This window comes from Aeromonas sp. S18(2024), assembly GCF_041402525.1.
Classification (GTDB): domain Bacteria; phylum Pseudomonadota; class Gammaproteobacteria; order Enterobacterales; family Aeromonadaceae; genus Aeromonas; species Aeromonas enteropelogenes.
Map to the genome: position 1 here is coordinate 73,217 of NZ_JBGLQV010000010.1, position 20,089 is coordinate 93,305.

19 protein-coding genes are annotated in these 20,089 nt (G+C 60.0%); 3 read left to right on the forward strand and 16 right to left on the reverse strand.

Features of this window, described 5'->3' with window-relative positions; all coding sequences use genetic code 11:
• Positions 1 to 45: 45 nt before the first annotated feature.
• From ACB034_RS16165 to rplU, 5 genes are all read right to left on the reverse strand, one after another.
• Positions 46 to 1,740 (reverse strand): AMP-binding protein, encoded by a 1,695-nt coding sequence (locus ACB034_RS16165; RefSeq protein WP_371173249.1) that lies wholly within the window; start codon positions 1,738 to 1,740, stop codon positions 46 to 48.
• 169 nt (positions 1,741 to 1,909) lie between these two features.
• Positions 1,910 to 3,280 (reverse strand): YjiH family protein, encoded by a 1,371-nt coding sequence (locus ACB034_RS16170; RefSeq protein ID WP_371173250.1) that lies wholly within the window; start codon positions 3,278 to 3,280, stop codon positions 1,910 to 1,912.
• Between the two features lie 362 nt (positions 3,281 to 3,642).
• A complete protein-coding gene (gene cgtA / locus ACB034_RS16175; protein WP_042070120.1) occupies positions 3,643 to 4,845 on the reverse strand; it encodes an Obg family GTPase CgtA in 1,203 nt (400 codons plus the stop codon).
• Positions 4,846 to 5,045: 200 nt separating this feature from the next.
• Positions 5,046 to 5,303: a 50S ribosomal protein L27 gene (rpmA, locus tag ACB034_RS16180; protein WP_005304202.1), complete on the reverse strand. Its 258-nt coding sequence runs from the start codon at positions 5,301 to 5,303 to the stop codon at positions 5,046 to 5,048.
• Between the two features lie 17 nt (positions 5,304 to 5,320).
• Complete coding sequence (gene rplU, locus ACB034_RS16185) at positions 5,321 to 5,632, reverse strand: 50S ribosomal protein L21 (protein WP_005304210.1); 312 nt, start codon at positions 5,630 to 5,632, stop codon at positions 5,321 to 5,323.
• A 243-nt stretch (positions 5,633 to 5,875) separates the two neighbouring features.
• On the opposite strand from rplU, the gene ispB reads away from it, so the two are divergent.
• Entirely contained in the window at positions 5,876 to 6,847 is a 972-nt protein-coding gene (gene ispB / locus ACB034_RS16190) for an octaprenyl diphosphate synthase (protein ID WP_026456013.1), read from the forward strand.
• A 71-nt stretch (positions 6,848 to 6,918) separates the two neighbouring features.
• Here ispB and ACB034_RS16195 read toward each other — a convergent pair whose 3' ends face one another.
• The 10 genes from ACB034_RS16195 to ACB034_RS16240 all read right to left on the reverse strand — a co-directional run bounded on the left by ACB034_RS16195 (position 6,919) and on the right by ACB034_RS16240 (position 17,314).
• Positions 6,919 to 7,107: a DUF2065 domain-containing protein gene (locus ACB034_RS16195; protein ID WP_371173251.1), complete on the reverse strand. Its 189-nt coding sequence runs from the start codon at positions 7,105 to 7,107 to the stop codon at positions 6,919 to 6,921.
• Positions 7,108 to 7,214: 107 nt separating this feature from the next.
• A complete protein-coding gene (hflC, locus tag ACB034_RS16200; RefSeq protein ID WP_026456015.1) occupies positions 7,215 to 8,096 on the reverse strand; it encodes a protease modulator HflC in 882 nt (293 codons plus the stop codon).
• Between the two features lie 3 nt (positions 8,097 to 8,099).
• Positions 8,100 to 9,248: an FtsH protease activity modulator HflK gene (gene hflK, locus ACB034_RS16205; RefSeq protein WP_026456016.1), complete on the reverse strand. Its 1,149-nt coding sequence runs from the start codon at positions 9,246 to 9,248 to the stop codon at positions 8,100 to 8,102.
• A gap of 85 nt (positions 9,249 to 9,333) precedes the next feature.
• The gene (gene hflX, locus ACB034_RS16210; protein WP_371173252.1) at positions 9,334 to 10,620 is read right to left on the reverse strand and encodes a ribosome rescue GTPase HflX; all 1,287 of its coding nucleotides are present in this window, start codon (positions 10,618 to 10,620) and stop codon (positions 9,334 to 9,336) included.
• A gap of 63 nt (positions 10,621 to 10,683) precedes the next feature.
• Positions 10,684 to 10,947 carry an RNA chaperone Hfq gene (gene hfq / locus ACB034_RS16215; protein WP_026456017.1) on the reverse strand — a complete coding sequence of 88 codons (264 nt, stop codon included), beginning with the start codon at positions 10,945 to 10,947 and terminating at the stop codon, positions 10,684 to 10,686.
• 72 nt (positions 10,948 to 11,019) lie between these two features.
• Complete coding sequence (miaA, locus tag ACB034_RS16220; protein ID WP_371173253.1) at positions 11,020 to 11,949, reverse strand: tRNA (adenosine(37)-N6)-dimethylallyltransferase MiaA; 930 nt, start codon at positions 11,947 to 11,949, stop codon at positions 11,020 to 11,022.
• Positions 11,939 to 13,816 (reverse strand): DNA mismatch repair endonuclease MutL, encoded by a 1,878-nt coding sequence (gene mutL / locus ACB034_RS16225; RefSeq protein WP_371173254.1) that lies wholly within the window; start codon positions 13,814 to 13,816, stop codon positions 11,939 to 11,941. Before mutL ends, miaA begins: the two co-directional genes overlap by 11 nt.
• A gap of 14 nt (positions 13,817 to 13,830) precedes the next feature.
• A complete protein-coding gene (locus tag ACB034_RS16230) occupies positions 13,831 to 15,297 on the reverse strand; it encodes an N-acetylmuramoyl-L-alanine amidase (protein WP_223380415.1) in 1,467 nt (488 codons plus the stop codon).
• Between the two features lie 23 nt (positions 15,298 to 15,320).
• Positions 15,321 to 15,794: a tRNA (adenosine(37)-N6)-threonylcarbamoyltransferase complex ATPase subunit type 1 TsaE gene (tsaE, locus tag ACB034_RS16235; protein ID WP_042028249.1), complete on the reverse strand. Its 474-nt coding sequence runs from the start codon at positions 15,792 to 15,794 to the stop codon at positions 15,321 to 15,323.
• 8 nt (positions 15,795 to 15,802) lie between these two features.
• Entirely contained in the window at positions 15,803 to 17,314 is a 1,512-nt protein-coding gene (locus ACB034_RS16240) for an NAD(P)H-hydrate dehydratase (RefSeq protein ID WP_371173255.1), read from the reverse strand.
• A gap of 114 nt (positions 17,315 to 17,428) precedes the next feature.
• Between ACB034_RS16240 and queG the strand changes: the two genes are divergently transcribed.
• Together queG and ppgK are read left to right on the forward strand one after the other, a co-directional pair.
• Positions 17,429 to 18,583, forward strand: a complete 1,155-nt coding sequence (gene queG, locus ACB034_RS16245; protein ID WP_371173256.1) for a tRNA epoxyqueuosine(34) reductase QueG — start codon at positions 17,429 to 17,431, stop codon at positions 18,581 to 18,583.
• Positions 18,584 to 18,666: 83 nt separating this feature from the next.
• Positions 18,667 to 19,410, forward strand: coding sequence for a polyphosphate--glucose phosphotransferase (ppgK, locus tag ACB034_RS16250; protein ID WP_042070132.1), 744 nt, complete (start codon positions 18,667 to 18,669; stop codon positions 19,408 to 19,410).
• A gap of 74 nt (positions 19,411 to 19,484) precedes the next feature.
• On the opposite strand, the gene ACB034_RS16255 is transcribed toward ppgK, so the two are convergent.
• On the reverse strand, positions 19,485 to 19,940 hold the full coding sequence (locus ACB034_RS16255) for a hypothetical protein (RefSeq protein WP_026457144.1): 456 nt from the start codon (positions 19,938 to 19,940) through the stop codon (positions 19,485 to 19,487).
• Positions 19,941 to 20,089: the final 149 nt, after the last annotated feature.

The following is a 20,089-nucleotide window of genomic DNA, read 5'->3' on the forward strand; positions in this document are numbered from 1 at the left end:
ATTGAAAAGGGGCCCACGGGCCCCTGCTTCTCTTGGCAGATCGTATCAGCCGCCAGCCTCGACATACTGGCGAGTCAGCTCGGCCGTCATCATCTCCCGCATCCTGAATTTCTGCAGCTTGCCGGTCACCGTCATGGGGTACTCCTCCACGAAGCGGATATAGCGCGGCATCTTGAAGTAGGCGATGCGGGCCGAGAGGAAGTGCTTGATCTCCTCCTCGCTCGCCACCTGATCCGGCCTGAGCTTGACCCAGGCACACACCTCCTCGCCGTAGCGTTCGCTGTCAACGCCAAACACGGCCGCATCCTGCACCGCCGGGTGCTCGTAGAGGCGCTCCTCGATCTCCCGTGGATAGATGTTCTCGCCACCACGGATGATCAGATCCTTGATGCGCCCAACGATCTGGACATACCCCTCTTCATCCATGATGCCGATGTCCCCGGAGTGGAGCCAGCCATCATCATCTATGGTCTGTGCCGTCTTGGCCGGATCCTGCCAATAGCCCTGCATCACCCCATGGCCGCGACAGCAGATCTCCCCCTTCTCACCGATGGGGACCGTCTCGCCGCTCGCATCGACCAGCTTGATCTCGGTGTGGGCGAGGGCACGGCCCACCGTGGTCACCCGCTTGTCCAGCGGCGCATCGATGGCGGTCATGTGATTGATCGGACTGCACTCGGTCTGACCGTAGGCAATGGTTACCTCGGTCATGTGCATCAGACTCTGAACCTTGCGCATTAGAGGTTCGGGGCAGATGGCCCCGGCCATGATGCCGGTGCGCAGGGAGGAGAGATCGAAGCTGGCGAACTGTGGCAGCTCCAGCTCGGCAATGAACATGGTTGGCACCCCGTGCAGGGCGGTGCAACGCTCCTCGCTCACCATCTGCAGGGTTGCCACCGGGTCGAAGGCCTCCGACGGAAACAGGGCGCAGGCCCCCACGCTGATGCAGACCAGATTGCCAAGCACCATGCCAAAGCAGTGGTAGAGCGGCACCGGGATACAGAGCTTGTCCTGCTCGCTGAACGCCATGCCGCTCGCCACCAGTCGCGCATTGTTGAGGATGTTGCGATGGCTCAAGGTGGCCCCCTTGGGGTTGCCCGTGGTGCCCGAGGTGAACTGGATATTGATGGCATCCTCCGGCTTGAGGCTGGCACCCACCCGGGCCAGCACGGCGGGATCCACTCCCTCCCCCAAGGCCTGCACGGCATCAAAATTCAGCATGCCGGGGGTCATCTCTTCCCCGAGCCGGATCACCATCTCCAGGGTTGGCAGACGGGCGGCGGCGAGCCGTCCCGGCGTACTGCCGGCCAGTTCGGGGGCCAGCTCGTTCAACATGGCGAGGTAATCGCTTCCCTTGAAGGCGCTGGCACAGATGAGGGCACGGCAACCCACGTTGTTGATGGCAAACTCCAGCTCGTAACTGCGATAGGCGGGATTGATGCAGACCATGATGGCGCCGATGCGAGCGGTGGCAAACTGCACCAGGCACCACTCTATGTTGTTCGGTGACCAGATGCCGACCCTGTCACCCGGCTTGATCCCGAGTGCGAGCAACCCCTTTGCCAGTCTGTCGATCCGGGCCAGATATTCGCGGTAGCTCCAGCGGATCTGCTGGTGGCGCACCACCACGGCGGGGCGGTCGGGAAAGCGTTCGGCTATCTCTTGCAGATAAGTGCCAATGGTCTGGGATAGCAGAGGTTGGTCACAGGGACCGGTCCGGTAGCTGAGCAGTGAGGTCATGGGTGACTCCTGGCCACATGGGTTGGAATTGCCTACTGCTCGGCTGGCACGGGTTCAATTTGTTACATTAATGTAACCATGAATTTTTGAGAAGATTCACTTTGGTCTAATGTTGACCATCAAAAAACGGCCAACCGAAGTTGACCGTTTTTAGTCCGCAATGGTTGTTTTAGAACAGCAGGTGCGCCACACCGGCGATGACCGGCAGGGTCACCAGGGTGCGCAACAGGAAGATGACGAACAACTCCCACAACTTGACCGGGATCTTGCTGCCCAGCAGCAGGGCGCCCACTTCCGACATATAGATGAGCTGGGTCACCGACATAGCGGCGATGACGAAGCGGGTCATTTCGCTTTCGATGGTGGAAGCCAGCACCGCCGGAATGAACATGTCGGCAAAGCCAACCATGATGGTCTTGGAGGCAGCCTCGGCCTCCGGCAGTTGCAGTAGCTCCAGCAAGGGAACAAAGGGAGCCCCCAGCCAATTGAAGATGGGAGTGTGCTCGGCCAGCATCAGGGCACAGGTACCGATGGCCATCACCACGGGCAGCACGCCAAACACCATATCCAGTGCATTCTTCACCCCTTCCCGCGCTACGGCACCGAGGTCACTCACGCTCTCGGCCTTGGTCAACGCACGCTCGTAACCGTAACTCAACACGCTGTGGCGATGCGGCACCGCCTCCTGCTTGCGGCACAGGGGAGTGCCATCGGCGTAGACATCCTTCTTCCAGGAGAGCGGCGGCAGACGCGGAACCACGATGGCGGCCACCACGCCGGCCAGGCAGACGGTCAGGTAGAAGGGTACGAACATGTGCTCCAGCTTCACCTGGGAGATCACCACCAAGCAGAAAGTGATGGAAACTGCAGAGAAGGTGGTACCGATCACGGCCGCTTCACGCTGGGTATAGAACTTGCCTTCATACTGCTTGCTGGTCAGCAGAATGCCGACGCTGCCATCCCCCAGCCAGGAGGCGAAGCAGTCCACGGCGGAGCGACCCGGCAGACGGAACACGGGACGCATGATGCGGGTCATCATGGTACCGACGAACTCCAGCAGACCGAAATCGAGCAGCAGGGGCAGCAGCAGGCCGGCAAAGATGAATACGGAGAACAGTACCGGCAGCAGATCGTGCAACACCAGCCCGCCGGTGGCGCCCGAGTAGAGCACCTCAGGCCCCATCTGGAAGAAGGTCAGCAAGACGAAGATGCCGCCCAGCACCCGCACACAGGCCCAGAAGGGGGAGACATTGAACAGACTGTTGAGGAAAGGACGACGAACCAGGATGGCCGGTTTGAACAACCAGGTGATGATCGTCATCAGCATGGTGGTGGTGATCACGGCGCTGACCATGGCGACCAGATAGTCGGCAAAGACCAGCTGAACCAGCTTCGCCAGCACGGCGACCGGGATGGTGACATTGCCTTCATAGACGACCGGCGTCATGAACAGCAGGATCCCGATGAGGGACGGGATCAAAAACATCAACAAGTTGCGGCGGGTGTTGACCGCCGGTGCTTCCAGACTCTTTTCCAACATGATGTGACAACCTTAACGTTACTTTCCTTAGCCTGGTCAACCTGCATACTCACGCATAACCCGGCAAAACGGGCGCAAGAATACTCTAAAAAAATGCACAAACAACCTTTTTATGGATAAATCTGCGCATAAATATTTTCACAGGAAAACCATCCATCAAAACAACCCGTTACAGAAGCGCATATCGATTCATTCGACATCGCCAGCAGATTGTTTCATTAGTGTTAATTCAGGTGGGCAGTATAATCGGTTGGCCATCACAGGCAATAAGCAGCATCACAAATATATCTATTAATCCGACTGGCAGGCATAAAAAAACCGGAGCCTTCGCAGGCTCCGGTTTTCAATTCCAATGACAGGACTCAGTCACGGACATAAATGACTTCGACGCCATCGTCGTCATCTTCATCCCAGTCATCATCGTCGAGCCCTTCGTCGAAGGCCATGGACGCGGCCAGCGCTTCGGCTTCGGCCTTGGCCAGCTGGTTCTTGTGGTAGTCATCCCACTTGAACTCAACCTTCTCGATGGCTTCTTTCGCATCGGCTTCCAGCTGACGGGGCATGGTGTCCAGCAGATCCAGGATGTCGTAGCAAACCTTCTTGGTCCCTTCCTTGCTGATGGCGGTGATGGCGTAGACGGGCCCTTCATGGTTCAGGGCAGCCTTGACCCGATCCATCACCTCCTGAGCCTCTTCTTCCAGGATCAGGTCCATCTTGTTGAACACCAGCCAACGCGGCTTGCTCGCCAGCTCAGGGCTGTATTTCTCAAGCTCGCGGACTATGGTCACGGCATTTTCAGCCGGATCGGAACCATCGATGGGGCAGATATCCACCAGGTGGATCAGCACGCGGCAACGCTCGAGGTGCTTGAGGAAGCGGATACCGAGGCCAGCACCTTCGGCAGCCCCTTCGATGAGGCCCGGAATGTCGGCAATCACGAAGGAACGGGAGTTCTCGCCACGCACCACGCCCAGGTTTGGCACCAGGGTGGTAAAGGGGTAGTCGGCCACTTTCGGACGAGCGGCGGAAACGGCGCGGATAAAGGTGGATTTGCCGGCATTGGGCAGACCCAGCATGCCGACGTCGGCCAGCAGCAGCAGCTCCAGCTTCAGGGTACGCACTTCACCCGGGGTGCCGTTGCTCTTCTGGCGCGGCGCCCGGTTGACCGAGCTTTTGAAACGGGTGTTGCCAAGACCGTGGAAACCGCCCTTGGCGACCAGCAGCTTCTGTTCGTGGTGAGTCAGATCACCCAGCAGCTCGCCGGTGTCTTCATCGGTAGCGCGGGTACCGACCGGTACGCGCAGGATCTTGTCCTTGCCGCGACGGCCGGTGCAGTTGGCGCTCTGGCCATTCTCGCCACGCTCGGCGGCATGGAAACGCTCGAAGCGATAGTCGATCAGGGTATTGAGGTTCTCGTCGGCGATCAGGTAAACGTCGCCACCATCACCACCGTCACCACCATCCGGGCCACCGTTCGGGATATATTTTTCACGGCGAAAGCTTACACAACCGTTACCACCGTCACCGGCATCGACTCGAATCTGGACTTCATCAACAAACTTCATAGGTAACCGTCACCTTAATTCGAAAAACCGATACGCAATTATAGTGGTACAGCCCCCTGCGGGCGATACGCATCTTGCCAATCATGCCCTGCAGAACCGGGGTCGGCTGCGTTCCGTTTTTTCGTCAAAAACATCAAAAAGACGTCAGAAAAACAAAAGCCCCGCCTGTTGGCGGGGCTTCGGATCCTTGCGGTCCGTAATTACTCAGCAACGATGCTAACGTACTTACGGTTCAGCGGACCTTTGACTTCGAACTGCACCTTGCCGTTCGCGGTAGCAAACAGGGTGTGGTCCTTGCCCAGACCAACGTTCTCACCAGCGTGGAACTTGGTGCCGCGCTGACGAACGATGATGCTGCCAGCCAGAACTGTTTCGCCGCCGAAACGCTTCACGCCCAGGCGTTTAGCTTCAGAATCGCGACCGTTGCGGGATGAACCGCCAGCTTTTTTGTGTGCCATCTATCGGACTCCTCTAATTAAGCGCTGATGCCAGTGATTTTGACTTCAGTGAACCACTGACGGTGGCCCGCTTGCTTACGGTGGTGCTTACGACGACGGAACTTGACGATAGTCACTTTCTCGCCACGGCCGTGAGCCACAACTTCAGCTACAACCTTGCCACCTTCAACGAAAGGAGCACCTACTTTAAAAGTGTCGCCTGCAGCAACCATCAGAACTTCGTTGAAGTCGATGGTAGCGCCAGTCTCAACGTTCAGCTTTTCCAGACGAACGATTTGACCTTCGGCCACACGGTGTTGTTTTCCGCCGCTTTGGAATACCGCGTACATTTGATTAACTCCGTAAAGGCATGTCTTTTGCTCAAGGCCAGACATGCACAAAAACCTATAACAATGGGCGGGCATTCTACGCAAATCGATCTGCTCAGGCAAGGCCAATTTAGCAAAAAGTTTATTTTGTGCGCATATCTGCCGCCGTGGATAAACGCTTAACTGTAACCCATTGTGAAATCGTGTAGAATCCCCGCCATTACTAAAAATCGCAGTTATTGCTGCCGTCACGTTACGAGACTTATGGACCAACAGACTATCCGTGCGCTCTGTGCCGCCGACATGACGGCGGTCAATGAACTGATCCTGGCTCGACTTCAGTCCGACGTTAGTCTGATCAATCAGCTGGGTTTCTATATTGTCAGCGCCGGCGGCAAACGGATGCGCCCCATGCTGACCGTCATGGCAGCCCGTGCGCTAGGCTACGAGGGTGAAGATCACCTGAAGCTGGCCGCCATCATCGAATTCATTCACACCTCTACCCTGCTGCACGACGACGTGGTCGACGAATCCGATCTGCGCCGCGGCCGGGAAACCGCCAACGCCCTGTTTGGCAATGCTGCAAGCGTCCTGGTGGGCGACTACCTCTACAGTCGCTCCTTCCAGATGATGAGCGAGCTCTCCAACCTGAGGGTGATGGAGATCCTGTCGGATGCCACCAACACCATCGCCGAAGGGGAAGTGTTGCAGCTGATGAACTGCAACGATCCCGACACTACCGAAGAGAGCTACATGACGGTCATCTATTGCAAGACCGCCAAGCTGTTTGAGGCCGCCACCCGCCTCGCCGCCGTGCTGACCCATCAGCCTGAGCCAGTCGAGCAAGCCATGACCGACTACGGCATGTATCTGGGTACCGCCTTCCAGATCATCGACGATGTGATGGACTACTGCTCCCAGAGCGACGACATGGGCAAAAACGTGGGGGACGATCTGGCCGAAGGCAAACCGACCCTGCCGCTGTTGCGGGCTATGGAAGTGGGTACGCCGCAAGAGCGCCAGCTGGTGCGCGATGCCATCGAGCATCGCAATGGCATGGAGCATCTCGATCAGATCCTGGCCATCCTCGAGCGCACCGGCGCCCTGGAGTACTCCCGCATGCGGGCTCGCGAGGAGGCCGACAAAGCCATCGCCGCTCTCGCCATTCTGCCGGACTCCCAGCACAAGCAGGCGCTGGAGACTCTGGCACATATGGCGGTGCAGCGTAGCGCCTGAGTCAAGGCTCAACCACACAAGAAAAGAGGCCGAACGGCCTCTTTTTTATTTTCTGATTCGCACCGGTTGGCTTAACGCGCAAGCATCCAGAGGATCACGCCCCCGGCCACCACCAGAGAGCCACCGATACGGCGCAACTGCTCGGGTGACTGCTCGCTCAGCAGACGCAGCATCTGCTGCCAGGCTCTTGGCATCAAAAGCGGACCCAGCCCTTCAAACAGCAGCAACAAGCCCAATCCCATCAGTACAGATGTCAGCATCTTGTTCCCTTCTGCTCCCCTCTTCATGCCACCACCACTGTGGCCGGCCCCCAAGAAAAAAAAGGGCCTGACAATGCAGACCCTTTGCAACCATTTTTCCCAACGGCTTACTTGCTGCCGTTCGGCGACTTGAGGTAACGGAAGAACTCGCTGTCCGGCTTGAGCACCATCAGCTCATTGCCACCGGAGAAGCTCTTGCGATAGGCCTCCATACTGCGCACGAAGCTGAAAAACTCGGGGTCTTTCTTGTAGCTGTCGGCATAGATCTTGGCGGCCTCGGCATCCCCTTCACCACGCAGCTGACGGGCATTACTCTCGGCATCGGCGATCATCACGGTCACCTTGCGGTCGATGTCGGCACGCAGGATCTCCGCCTTCTCACGACCCTGGGAGCGATGCTCACGGGCCACCGCGGTACGCTCGGCGCGCATCCGCTGGTAGATGGAGTTGGAGACTTCCACCGGCAGGTTGATCTGCTTGATCCGCACATCCACTACCTTGATGCCGAGCTCGGAGGAGCGCGCCATCTTCTTCAGGGCATCTTCCATCACGGTACTACGCTCGCCGGAGACGATGTCCTTGATGGTGCGGTTACCGATCTCGGAACGCAGACCGTTGTTGATCTTGCGCTTGAGCAGGTCTTCGGCCTGCAGTTTGTTGCCACCACCGGTCGCCAGGTAGTACTTGGAGAAGTCCTCGATCTTCCACTTCACGTAGGAGTCGATGATGAGGTCTTTCTTCTCGGAGGTGACGAAGCGGTCGGCCTGGCTGTCGATGGTCTGGATACGGGCATCCATCTTGCGAACCTGGTCGATGAGCGGCACCTTGAAGTGCAGGCCCGGCTCATAGAGGCGCGGCTCGCCGGAATCAACCCGCTTCACCTTGCCAAACTGCACCACGATCCCCTTCTGACCTTCATCAACGATAAAGACAGAGGAGAAGCAGACCATGGCCGCGACAGCGATTGCACCAATAGCTAGCTTTTTCATCTATCAGTTTCTCCCTGAGCTGAAGCGGTCACCGCTACGCAGCGGCATCGGAGTGGAGTTGGCCCCCTCGTTGGAAACCGGCGCCGGCTCTACGGTCGGAGCCACGGTCGAGCGCTGTGGCTGAGCCACGTTCGGCTTGCCAGACAGCTTGTCGAGCGGCAGGTAGATCATGCTGTTGTTGCCAGCAGGCATGTCGACCAGCACCTTGTTGGCTTGCTGGTACAGCTCTTCCATGGTTTCCAGATAGATACGGTTACGGGTCAGCTCGGGCGCAGCCTGATACTGGGGCAGCAGCTCGTTGAAGCGAGCAACCTCACCCTGGGCCTTCAGCACAATCTGGGACTTGTAGGCTTCGGCCTCCTGCTCCAGACGCTTCACCTGGCCACGGGCCTTGGGTTCCACTTCACGGGCATAGGCTTCCGCTTCACGGATGAAGCGCTGTTCATCTTCCTGGGCGGCGATAGCGTCATCAAACGCATCCTTCACCTCTTCCGGCGGACGAGCCGGCAGGAAGTTGACGTCCACGATCTGCAGACCCATCTGGTAGGGCTCGATGATGCCATCGATCACTTCCCAGGTTTCCTGACGGACCTTTTCCCGACCAGTGGTCAGTACGTCATCCATCTTGGTGTGGCCCACCACGTAGCGCAGGGCGCTGTCGGTCGCCTGGCTCAGGCTCTCGTCGGCATTGGTCACACTGAACAGGTACTGCTCGGGATTGACGACACGGTATTGCACGTCCATCTCGACCCGCACCACGTTCTCATCCTGGGTCAGCATGAAACCGGAAGCCGGCAGGGAGCGAACGGACTCGACGTCCACCGGGATCACCTGATCGATAAAGGTCGGCTTCCAGCGCAGGCCCGGCTCGACAATGTGGGAAAACTTGCCAAAGCGCAGCACGGCACCGCGCTCGGCTTCACGAATGGTGTAGAAGCCGCTGACGACCCACACCACCACGGCGACCACCAGCGCGATGGAAATACCAAAGCGGCCCACATCGCCGCCAGACTTGCCGCCACCCAGCAGGCCACCGAAACGGCGACTCACCTTGCGCAGCATTTCATCCAGATCAGGGGGCCCCTGATTCTTGCCGTTGTTCCCCCAAGGGTCACGGTCTTTGCCGTTGTTACCAGGCTCATTCCAAGCCATCAGCGTCTCCATTAATACTTGCGGATGGATATCATCTCTATCGAACCCTCATCGTTGATGAAGCCTGTCAGCATTCACCGACGAATCAATGTCTGATAAAGCGTTGTAAACTCTCACCTTCCTGTTTCACGAGGCGGTTCCAGTCGGCCACTTGCAAGCGGACTTCCAGCACAAAATCCCCCTCCTCGCTAAAACCTTCCTGCTCAATCCCTTTCAACTGATAGAGCGCACTGCGCAATCTCGCGGCAGAAGGCGGCAACTGCAGGGTGTGATACACCATGGAGCCAGCCAGCAGCTCGGTCAGGGCCTGAAACAGGTATTCACACCCTTCACCGGTCTGGGCAGACAGCCAGACGCGCAACGGGCGTCCTTCTTCATCCCGCTCCAGGCCAGCCGGACGGTCCGCCAGCTTGTCGATCTTGTTGCAGATCATCAGCTGGGGGCGGTCGTCCGCTTCGATCTCGGCCAGCACCAGCTGCACGGAGTCGATATTCTCCTGCATCTGCTCATCGGCACAGTCCACCACATGCAGCAACAGATCCGCTTCGCGGGTCTCCTGCAGGGTCGCCTTGAAGGCGGCGACCAGATCATGAGGCAAGTGCCGAATAAATCCAACCGTGTCTGCCAAAATCACATCACCCACGTCCCGGATCACCAGTTTACGCAGGGTGGGGTCCAGGGTTGCGAACAGTTGGTCGGCAGCATACACGCTGGCAGCTGTAAGTTGGTTGAACAAAGTAGACTTTCCGGCGTTGGTATAACCAACCAGGGATACTGTCGGTACTTCATTGCGATTGCGGGCGCGGCGCCCCTGTTCCCGCTGCTTGGCTACCTTTTCAAGCCGACGCAAAATCGCCTTGATGCGTTCACGCAGCAGACGTCGGTCGGTTTCAAGCTGGGTTTCCCCCGGACCGCGCAGACCGATCCCCCCTTTTTGACGCTCAAGGTGGGTCCAGCCTCGCACCAGGCGAGTAGAAAGATGGCGTAACTGAGCCAGTTCGACCTGCAGTTTACCTTCGTGGGTTCGGGCCCGCTGGGCAAAGATATCGAGGATCAGGCCGGTTCTATCCACCACCCGGCACTGGAACAGACGCTCCAGGTTGCGCTCCTGGGCAGGGGTCAGGGCATGGTTGAAGATCACCACGTCGGCGTCCAGCATCTGGACCTGGGATGCGATCTCTTCAGCCTTGCCACTGCCGACAAAAAATTTGGCACTGGGGGCACTGCGACTGGTGGTGATCACCGCCAGCGCATTGACTCCGGCAGAGCTCACCAACATCTTGAGCTCTTCCAGATCCTCCCGTTCACCCTCATCACTGAAGTTGACATGCACCAGAACGGCCTGTTCGCCAGCTTCATAACGGTCAAACAAGCGCTTGCTCCTTAACAGGAATCATGATGAATCTGAGTTGACGAGTGGACTCGTCCCGGGATATCACGCCTCGGCGTCACCCTGTTCATCAGCACCGCCGTTGGGAGCAGGCTGGTGATGGTTGACGGCACGGGCAGGCACCACGGTGGAGATGGCGTGCTTGTAAACCATCTGGCTCACGGTGTTCTTCAGCAGGATGACAAACTGATCGAAAGACTCGATCTGACCTTGCAGTTTGATGCCGTTCACCAAATAGATAGAAACAGGAATACGCTCACGGCGCAGCGCATTCAAAAACGGGTCTTGGAGAGATTGCCCCTTAGCCATTTTTCTTTTCCTTATAGTTTGTTGTTTTTAAACATCGAATCTCAATATAACAACCTGATTATACAGGGAGTGTCAAGCCGCACCAGCGCGAGCAAGCACGCGTTCCAGATTGCCAGACTCACCAGATTCCAACCAGGTCACATCGGGCCAACCGCGCAACCAGGTCATCTGTCGTTTTGCCAATTGGCGGGTGGCAACGATGCCACGATAACGCATCTCATCATACTCTATCTCGCCGTTCAGATAGTCCCACATTTGGCGATATCCGACGCAGCGAATGGAGGGTAGATCCGGAGTCAGATCGCCGCGGGCCATCAGAGCCCTCACCTCCTGTTCGAACCCCCCTTGCAGCATCTTGTCGAAACGCTGTTCGATACGCTGATGCAGCACGGCACGATCGTTCGGCGCGATGGCAAACTGTTGCACCCGATAGGGCAACCCCTCTCCCTGTACCTGGGTCAATTCGGTGAGCGTCTTGCCGCTGATGCGGTAGACCTCGAGCGCCCGGCTGAGCCGCTGCGGGTCATTGGGATGGATGCGAGCTCCGGCCACCGGGTCAATGCGTACCAGCTCGTCGTACAGCACCTGCCAGCCGAGGCGGGCCGCCTCTTCTTCAATGCCGGCGCGAATGGCCGGATCGGCGGAAGGCAGGGGTGACAGCCCCTCCAGCAACGCTTTGAAATAGAGCATGGTGCCACCCACCAGCAGCGGAATGCGGCCGCGATCGGCGATATCCTTCATCTCCCGCAGAGCATCCTTGCAAAAATCCGCCGCCGAGTAGCTCATGGCCGGATCCAGGATGTCGATCAGCCGGTGAGGCGCCAGCGCCAGCTCTGCCGGGGTCGGCTTGGCGGTGCCGATATCCATACCGCGATAGATCAGGGCCGAATCGACGCTAATGATGTCGCAGGGCAGCGCCTGGCACAGTTCGATGGCGAGATCCGTCTTGCCGGAGGCCGTCGGCCCCATCAAAAAAATTGCAGTCGGCAAGTCACTCGCCATGCTTGAACTCCTCCAGCACGGTCGCCAGCGAGAGCGGGCGCACCATGCGAACGTCTGCCAGTTGGTCAGCGTGATCGGCCACAAGTTCCGTCAGCAACCGACTGGCAGTTGAAAAATCGTATACTTTCTCGCGGCTTATCCCCTGCTCTACCAGCCATTGGCATAATACTTCAGCCTGCTGACCGGCATCACTGTCAGATCCGCCCTCGATGATTTGCAGCAATTCGGGTAACAGCCGCACCAGGTCGGTCTGACGCAGCAAGGCGGGCACCCGAGTCAGGATCATGGTGTCGCGCCCACCGCTTTTCAACTCCAGCCCCATCCGTTTGAGCAAACGCTCCTGCGCCTCCACCAGGGTCATCAGGTTTTTGGGCAACTTGAAAGAGACCGGCAACAACAGTGGCTGGGCCGCCAGCCCCTGGCCCCAGGTCTCCAGCAGCCAGTGACGCAGCAGCAGGCGTTCGGCCCGCACCAGCGACAACAGTGCCAGCTGGCCATCCCGCTCCATCAACAGATAGGCCTGCTCCACCAGAGTAAGCGCCCGGCAACCCTGTTGTGCGGGTGGCCTGGGGGCGTCAGCAGGGGCGTTTGTCGCAACTTGTGCCGATTCGGCGATGGGCAAGGTGGTGAGCAGCGCTCCCATTCCCCGCATCGCCTCGCGGCTCGGGGGCTCGGGTGGCTGGTAGCTGCCGGCGCGCCCTGCACCTGCGCTTCCCGATCCTCCTTCTCGCACCTGAGCCGGCGCCCGGTAGTTGTGCTCGGCGCCATACCATTCGGGACGAGGCGCCTGCCCGGGATATTCGATCTGCGGACTGACCGGCAGTTCCACCAGGGTTTCGGCCAGCGGCTCATCGGTGGCGCTACCAGCCCCTTCCCGGCGCAGTGCGGTGAACAGCGCCTGGAAGATGAAGTCGTGAATGAGGCGAGCCTGATGAAAGCGCACTTCGTGTTTGGCAGGGTGGACATTCACATCCACCTGGCGGGGATCCAGCTCGATATAGAGCACATAGGCAGCGAAGCGATCGGGGGGCAACAGCTCGTCATAGGCCTGGCGGATGGCGTGGTTGATGAGCTTGTCACGCATCATGCGGCCATTGACGTAGGTGTATTGCAGATCATTTTGCGGCCTGGCCCCCTGCGGAGTAGCCAGCCAGCCCCACAGTCGCACGTCGCTATGTTCGCTCTCCACTGCCAGCGCATGATGCATGAAGGGAGTGCCACAGACGGCAGCGAGGCGGCGCTCCTGCTCCGGCACCGTATTGGCAGCCTTGTACTGGCGTACCACCTTGCCGTTGTGGCGCAGGATCAGGGTGACGTCGAAGCGGGAGAGCGCGATGCGGCGCACCAGCTCGTCGATATGAGCAAACTCGGTCTTTTCGCTGCGCATGAACTTGCGCCGCGCCGGGGTGTTGAAGAAGAGATCCACCACCTCTACGGTCGTACCCACAGGATGGGCCGCCGGCTTGACGGTGACACTCATCTCGCGCCCCTCGGCCTGGGCCTGCCAAGCTTCAGACTGTTCCTGAATGCGGGAGGTAAAGGTCAACCGGGAAACCGAGCTGATGGAAGCGAGCGCCTCGCCGCGAAATCCCAGGCTGTTGATCCCTTCCAGATCGTCCAGGGTCGCGACCTTGGAGGTGGCGTGGCGCGACAGCGCCAGCACCAGTTCATCCCGGGCAACTCCGCAGCCGTTGTCACGAATGCGGATCAGCTTGGCGCCCCCCTTGTCGATATCGATTTCGACCCGGTCAGCGCCCGCATCCAGGCTGTTTTCCACCAGTTCCTTGACGACGGAAGAGGGCCGCTCCACCACCTCCCCTGCGGCAATCTGGTTAGCCAGAATCGGAGGCAATATACGGATTGGCATCGCTGGCTCCTGCTTTATTTTTTGGGAATGTAGAGCACCTGCCCTATCTGGATTTCCCGCGATTTCAATTTGTTGATCTCCACCAGACGGGCCTGGCTCACCCCGTACCGTTCGGCAAGGCGAGAGAGGCTCTGGCCGCGGGTGACCACGTGGCGGATCATCTTCGACTTGTCGTTGACCCCGGCACTGGTGGTCGCCGAGTAGGGTTTGATCACCCCGGCGCCGGAGGCGCTGCCCACGCTGCTGACCGGTGCACCACTGTCACGCACAGTCGCCGGCATCCGGTTGGTCACTTGGGGTTGGGGAGCCGGTTTGCTCGCGGCCACCTGTCTGGGCGCCGCAGCTGGCTGGCTCGCCACGCTCTTGCCGGTCAGCATGGCCCCCTTGGTCGGGTGGGCGCGGTAATAATTGCGGATCCCCTCGAAGATGGCGCGAGCCAGCTGATCCTGATAGCTGGAGGTGGCCAGCAACTTCTCTTCGGCGTGGTTGGAGATGAACCCCGTCTCCACCAGCACGGAGGGAATGTCCGGCGCCTTGAGCACCGCCAGGCTGGCGTGTTCCGGCGCCTTCTTGTGCAGCCTCGCGACCTTACCCATCGAGCGCAGGATCTGGCGGCTGACGTCATAGCCCTCGGCACGGGACTTGTCCATCGAGAGGTCGAGGAAGGTCTGTGCCAGATAGGGGTTGGGATCGGATTCGGCCAATACCTTGCCGACCCCGCCAAGCAGTTCGCCCTGCTTCTCCTGCTTCTCCAGCCAGCTGCCCATCTCGCGGTTGGCGCGGTTGGTCGACAATACCCAGACGGAAGCACCACGTGGCGTGGAGTTATGGAAGCTGTCGGCATGAACGGACACCAGCAGATCAGCCTTCGCCTTGCGGGCGATTTCGGAGCGCTTGTTCAGATCGACGAAGTAGTCACCACGGCGGGTCAGGATGGCACGCATCCCGGGCTCACGGTCGATGAGAACCGCCAGCTTCTGGGAAACCGCCAGGGTCACCCGCTTCTCGTAGGTGCGACGCGGGCCGATGGAGCCAGGGTCTTCCCCGCCATGACCCGGGTCGATGGCAATCACCACCCCCTTGCCCTTGCCGCCCACCGGCGCCGATCGCACGGCGGCGGCCGAGCGCTTCTCTTCATAGGGCAAGTCGATCACCAGCCGATGCCCATAGGGGCCGGCCGGGGCCAGCGGGAACACCACCGGCTTGATGGCTGAACTCAGGTCCAGCACCAGCCGCAGGTCGCCCTTCTCCTGGGGCGTGCTCTGGCGCACCTTGCGCACCAGTTCACTGTTGTTCTCGACGCGAGCCAGGTTGGTGGCCACGTTCGCCCCTTTCAGGTCGATCACCAGGCGATCCGGACCGGTCAGGGTGAAGTAGTTGTAATTGGGGGCGCTGCTCATGTCGAGCACCACCCGGGTGTTGTCCGGTGATGGCCAGATCCGCACGCTCTTGAGCTGATTCGCCCAGGAGGGTAAGGCCATCAAGGAGAAAGCAATAAGAAGGATCAAGCGCACGTAGATGACAACCGTTCCAGAATGGCTTCGCCAATAGCAGTGCGTGCCTCAATCAGGGCCTCGCGCTGCTCGCCTACATAGGTGAGGGTGATTTCGAGGTCGGGGGCCGGCAGCCAGCCCTCCCCCTTCTCGGACCACTCCACCAAACAGAGGGTGTTGGCAGAGAAGTAGTCGCGGATCCCCATGAACTCCAGCTCTTCGGGATCGGCCAGACGGTAGAGATCGAAGTGGTAGACCTGCCAGCCATCCAGCTCATAGGGTTCGACCAGGGTGTAGGTCGGACTCTTTACCTTGCCCTGATGGCCCAGCCCCTGTACCCAGCCCCGGGTCAGGGTCGTTTTACCGGCCCCCAGGGCGCCATGCAAAAACACCGTGGTCGCCTGCTGACAGGCCTGTGCCAGACGGCCACCCAGAGCCACTGTTGCTGCCTCGTCCGGCAGTGTCATCATCAACTGTTTTGCCATGTTCTTCTTTAACTTGTAATGGTGTCGGGATTAACCAGTTTGCGGATCCAGGGCAACAGATCGGACGCCAGCATGCCCCGCTCTCCGTCAGCGGCGGCCAGATCGGCAGCCTCTCCATGGATCACGGCCCCCAGTCGGGCAGCCATGGTGGCGGACCAGCCCTGAGCCAAAAGGGCGGCGATTATACCAGATAACAGATCGCCCATGCCGCCACTTGCCATGCCGGGATTGCCCTCGCAACAGAGCGCGATCCCCTCGTCATCGGCAATCAGGGTACCGGCCCCCTTGAGCAGCACAACGCCGCCGTAACGCTGCTGCAAGGCGCGCACCGCGGCAAACCGGTCGGATTCAATCTCGGCGATGGAACACCCCAGCAGCCGAGCGGCCTCGCCAGGGTGGGGAGTAAGTACCCAATTATCCTGATGACGGGGAGCTTGCGCCAGCCAATTCAATCCATCAGCGTCTAAAACCAGAGGAATTTTGCTGGTCAATGCCTGCTCGAACCGGGTGCGAGCCCACTCATCCAGCCCGAGGCCCGGACCTATGACCCGCACCGATGCCCAACCCCCGTCATCCGCCTCATCGCCCCCCATCAATTCTGGCTGGGATAGACTGACTGGCGGATGAACCGGATGCTGACACACTCGCACCAGCCCGGCGCCGGTCCGCAGGCAGGCCCTGGCCGCCAGCAGGATGGCCCCCTGCATGGCGCGATTGCCGCCCACCAGCAGCACCTTGCCGTTCACCCCCTTGTGAGCCGAACGCAAGCGCGGCACCAGTCGCGATTTGAGCGCCGGATAATCGAGCCGCCAGGCCGAAGGGATTACCTGCTCATCGGGCTGGACGCCGAGCTCATCGCACGCGAGCTGGCCAACACAATCCACACCATCCCCGGTGAGCATGCCCTGCTTGATGCCGATAAAGGTGAGGGTGCGGGTGGCGCGCACCACGGCCCCCATGGCACGCCCCGTATCGCCATTGAGTCCGGAAGGCAGATCCACAGCCAGCACGGGCACACCCAAGCCATTGATTGTTGCGACGATCTTTGTCAGTAACGGAGCGAGATGCGTACTGACACCCGTGCCCAGCAGGGCGTCAATGACCAGATCGGGGGGAGGAAGACTTGCAAGCACCGGGTCTTCGGTCAGCCAGACCTTTCCCCCGCAGGCCAACCAGGCCTCGGCGGCCACTCTGGCATCCCCCTTCAACTGAGCGGGATCCCTTGCGGCAATCACCACGGGCACCAACCCATGTTGGCGGGCGAGGCGGGCCAGTACATAGCCATCCCCGCCGTTGTTGCCGGGGCCGGTGAAGATCCACCAACTGCGGCGCTCGGGCCAGTGCCGGGTGGCATGGGCAAAGAGGGCCGCACCAGCCCGCTCCATCAGGGCATAAAGCGGTTGCCCTTCACGCCTGGCCCACTCCTGCTCACGGGCGCGGATCTGTTCGGTCCGCCACAGCCCCTGTGATAGACTGTCCGCCTCTTTCTTGCATTCAGCATCCCCGATGACCTGTACCATGACGGCTCCCGACGCTTATCCATTGTCCCGAACCGGCCCAGCCCGGCCCATGATGATGCCTGAGCATCCACTCCTGTTTGCCTTGCAGATCAATTCATTAAGGCATGCAGCGGGATGACGGCCCCCGACTTTGAGCAGTTGGCTCAAGATATCAAGCTCTGGGCCCGCGAGCTAGGATTTGACCAGGCAGGCATCACGGATACGGATCTCGCCATCGAAGAGCCCAGGCTGCAGGCCTGGCTGGATGCGGGCCACCACGGCAGCATGGATTATATGGCGCGTCACGGCATGATGCGGGCTCGCCCCCACGAGCTGCTGCCGGGCACCCGGCGGGTACTGTCGGTGCGGATGAACTACCTCCCCTTCGAGGCGGGCTTCGCCGCCACCCTGCGCGATCCGACTCTCGGCTACATCAGCCGCTACGCCCTAGGGCGCGACTACCACAAGGTGCTGCGCAACCGCCTCAAGCAGCTGGGTGAGCGCATCGAGCGGCGCTGCACTGAGTTGTTTCAAACCACAGCCGACCCCATCGGCGAGTGGCGTCCCTTCGTCGATTCGGCCCCCGTACTGGAGCGGCCACTGGCAGCCAAGGCAGGCCTCGGCTGGGTGGGCAAGCACTCGCTGCTCCTGAACGAGTCGGCCGGTTCCTTCTTCTTTCTGGGAGAGCTCTTGCTCAACCTGCCGCTGCCGCTGGACGAACCGGTCGAGAAGGAGCTGTGCGGCAAGTGCGTGGCCTGCATCAATATCTGCCCTACCGGCGCCATTGTCGCCCCTTACGTGGTGGATGGCCGTCGCTGCATCTCCTACCTCACCATCGAAAATGACGGTCCCATCCCGCCAGAGTTCAGGCCGCTGATGGGCAACCGCATCTATGGCTGTGACGACTGCCAGCTCATCTGCCCCTGGAACCGCTACGCGGACGCCAGCCCGGAGCCCGACTTCAGTGCGCGACCCAATCTGCACCGCCCGCCCCTGCTTGAGCTGTGGCGCTGGAGCGAGAGCGAGTTTCTCAAGCACACCGAAGGGAGCCCCATTCGCCGCATCGGCTACCAGCGCTGGCGCCGCAATCTGGCGGTGGCACTCGGCAACGGGCCGGCCACAGCGGAAGTGATTGACGCCCTGCAACGGGCCCTTGCCGGAGCCGAGCCCCTGGTGGCTGAGCATATCGAATGGGCGCTGGCGGCCTTGGCCGGCCGTCGGGAAGAAGAGAGCAAAAAGACTCGCTTGCTGATCCGCTGCATCGAAAAAGGTTTGCCGGATCACGCCTGAGCGATCTGCCCCTTGCCGGCACGCCGCAGTTTTTTCATGCTCTGCCGATCCGTCACGGTCAGCACATTAAAAGGACACCACAGATGCATATGTTGGGAGTGGATATTGGCGGCTCGGGGATCAAGGGCTGTCTGGTCGATACCAAAACCGGCGAGCTGATCGGCGAGCGCCATCGCATTGCCACGCCACAACCGGCCACACCGGCCGCCATTGCCCATACCCTCAAGGCACTGGTGGAGCATTTCAACTGGCAAGGGCCGGTGGGGTGCGGCTTTCCCGCCACCATCCACCACGGGATCGCCAAGAATGCCTCCAACATCGACAAGAGCTGGATAGAAACCGACGCCGTTCACCTGTTCAGCGATGTCACCGGCCAGCCCTGCTACGTGCTGAACGATGCCGATGCCGCCGGTCTTGCCGAGATGAAATTTGGCGCAGGCAAGGAGCGCCAGGGGGTGATCATCCTCATCACGGTAGGCACCGGCATTGGTACGGCGGTGTTTGTCAACGGCCACCTGCTGCCCAATACCGAGCTGGGTCATCTCGTTCTGGAAGGCATGGTCGCCGAGCACTACTGCTCGGATGCAGTGCGCAAGCGCGAGGATCTCTCCTGGAACCGCTGGGGCAAGCGCTTCAACAAGTATCTGGCCCGCCTCGAGTTCCTGTTCTCCCCCGACCTCTTCATCCTGGGGGGCGGCAGCGCTGCCAAACTGGAGAAGTTTGTCGACCGCATCCAGACCCGGGCGCCGCTCATCCCGGCGGCCAGCCTCAACCAAGCAGGCATCATAGGGGCAGCCCTCTATGCCGCCGAGCAGCATCAGGGCTGAACACTTCGGCATTGTGACTACCTCCCATAATCAAGGGGCCCGACAGCCATGCCGGGCCCTTCTTTCATATGGCCTTACAAATCGTCCAGGCGATGCACCCCGTGTACCAACCGGGTCAGGCGGGTCTGCTCCAGCCGGGCCAGATTCTCGAGCAGCGCCGCCGTATCCGAGGTCGGGCACTCGCGGGCCAGATGATTGAGCTCGCCCACCAGCTGCTCTTCCCAACTACACACCCGGGTGACGATATCCTGGGTCTGGGCCGTGGCTGGCAACTCGAACTGGCGAATGCCGGGCAACATGTCTTCACTGAACCCCTGCTCCAGCCAGGTCTCCCTCACCGCCTCGGTCAGCTGGCTGCCATACTCGTGCAGGTGAGCGCAGGCGGCGTCTTCCCGCCCCTGCAAATACACCAGCAACATCCGGCTGCGTTCACTGTCCACCTGAGCGGCCAAGCGCCCGTAGCAGAGCCCAAGCTGGTGATGTACCTGCTCCAGATAGTGCAGCAACTGTTTGATCTGTTGGAATCTCATCGCACTGCCCTCCTTGTCTGATGTCCATCCCAGTATAAAAAACCATCTTTCGTGCCCCAATCAGGATCGCGCTGCCCCTTGCGCTATATCAAATGAACGGGCAAGAAGTGCCATAGACGAGGAAACGGGAACGATTTGTGCAACAAAAA

Excerpts from the sequence above, each read along its gene's own strand:
- ACB034_RS16165 (WP_371173249.1), bottom strand. The coding sequence starts at position 1,740 with ATGACCTCACTGCTCAGCTACCGGACCGGTCCCTGTGACCAACCTCTG.
- ACB034_RS16170 (WP_371173250.1), bottom strand. The coding sequence starts at position 3,280 with ATGTTGGAAAAGAGTCTGGAAGCACCGGCGGTCAACACCCGCCGCAAC.
- cgtA (WP_042070120.1), bottom strand. The coding sequence starts at position 4,845 with ATGAAGTTTGTTGATGAAGTCCAGATTCGAGTCGATGCCGGTGACGGT.
- rpmA (WP_005304202.1), bottom strand. The coding sequence starts at position 5,303 with ATGGCACACAAAAAAGCTGGCGGTTCATCCCGCAACGGTCGCGATTCT.
- rplU (WP_005304210.1), bottom strand. The coding sequence starts at position 5,632 with ATGTACGCGGTATTCCAAAGCGGCGGAAAACAACACCGTGTGGCCGAA.
- ispB (WP_026456013.1), top strand. The coding sequence starts at position 5,876 with ATGGACCAACAGACTATCCGTGCGCTCTGTGCCGCCGACATGACGGCG.
- ACB034_RS16195 (WP_371173251.1), bottom strand. The coding sequence starts at position 7,107 with ATGCTGACATCTGTACTGATGGGATTGGGCTTGTTGCTGCTGTTTGAA.
- hflC (WP_026456015.1), bottom strand. The coding sequence starts at position 8,096 with ATGAAAAAGCTAGCTATTGGTGCAATCGCTGTCGCGGCCATGGTCTGC.
- hflK (WP_026456016.1), bottom strand. The coding sequence starts at position 9,248 with ATGGCTTGGAATGAGCCTGGTAACAACGGCAAAGACCGTGACCCTTGG.
- hfq (WP_026456017.1), bottom strand. The coding sequence starts at position 10,947 with ATGGCTAAGGGGCAATCTCTCCAAGACCCGTTTTTGAATGCGCTGCGC.
- miaA (WP_371173253.1), bottom strand. The coding sequence starts at position 11,949 with ATGGCGAGTGACTTGCCGACTGCAATTTTTTTGATGGGGCCGACGGCC.
- mutL (WP_371173254.1), bottom strand. The coding sequence starts at position 13,816 with ATGCCAATCCGTATATTGCCTCCGATTCTGGCTAACCAGATTGCCGCA.
- ACB034_RS16230 (WP_223380415.1), bottom strand. The coding sequence starts at position 15,297 with ATGGCCTTACCCTCCTGGGCGAATCAGCTCAAGAGCGTGCGGATCTGG.
- tsaE (WP_042028249.1), bottom strand. The coding sequence starts at position 15,794 with ATGGCAAAACAGTTGATGATGACACTGCCGGACGAGGCAGCAACAGTG.
- ACB034_RS16240 (WP_371173255.1), bottom strand. The coding sequence starts at position 17,314 with ATGGTACAGGTCATCGGGGATGCTGAATGCAAGAAAGAGGCGGACAGT.
- queG (WP_371173256.1), top strand. The coding sequence starts at position 17,429 with ATGACGGCCCCCGACTTTGAGCAGTTGGCTCAAGATATCAAGCTCTGG.
- ppgK (WP_042070132.1), top strand. The coding sequence starts at position 18,667 with ATGCATATGTTGGGAGTGGATATTGGCGGCTCGGGGATCAAGGGCTGT.
- ACB034_RS16255 (WP_026457144.1), bottom strand. The coding sequence starts at position 19,940 with ATGAGATTCCAACAGATCAAACAGTTGCTGCACTATCTGGAGCAGGTA.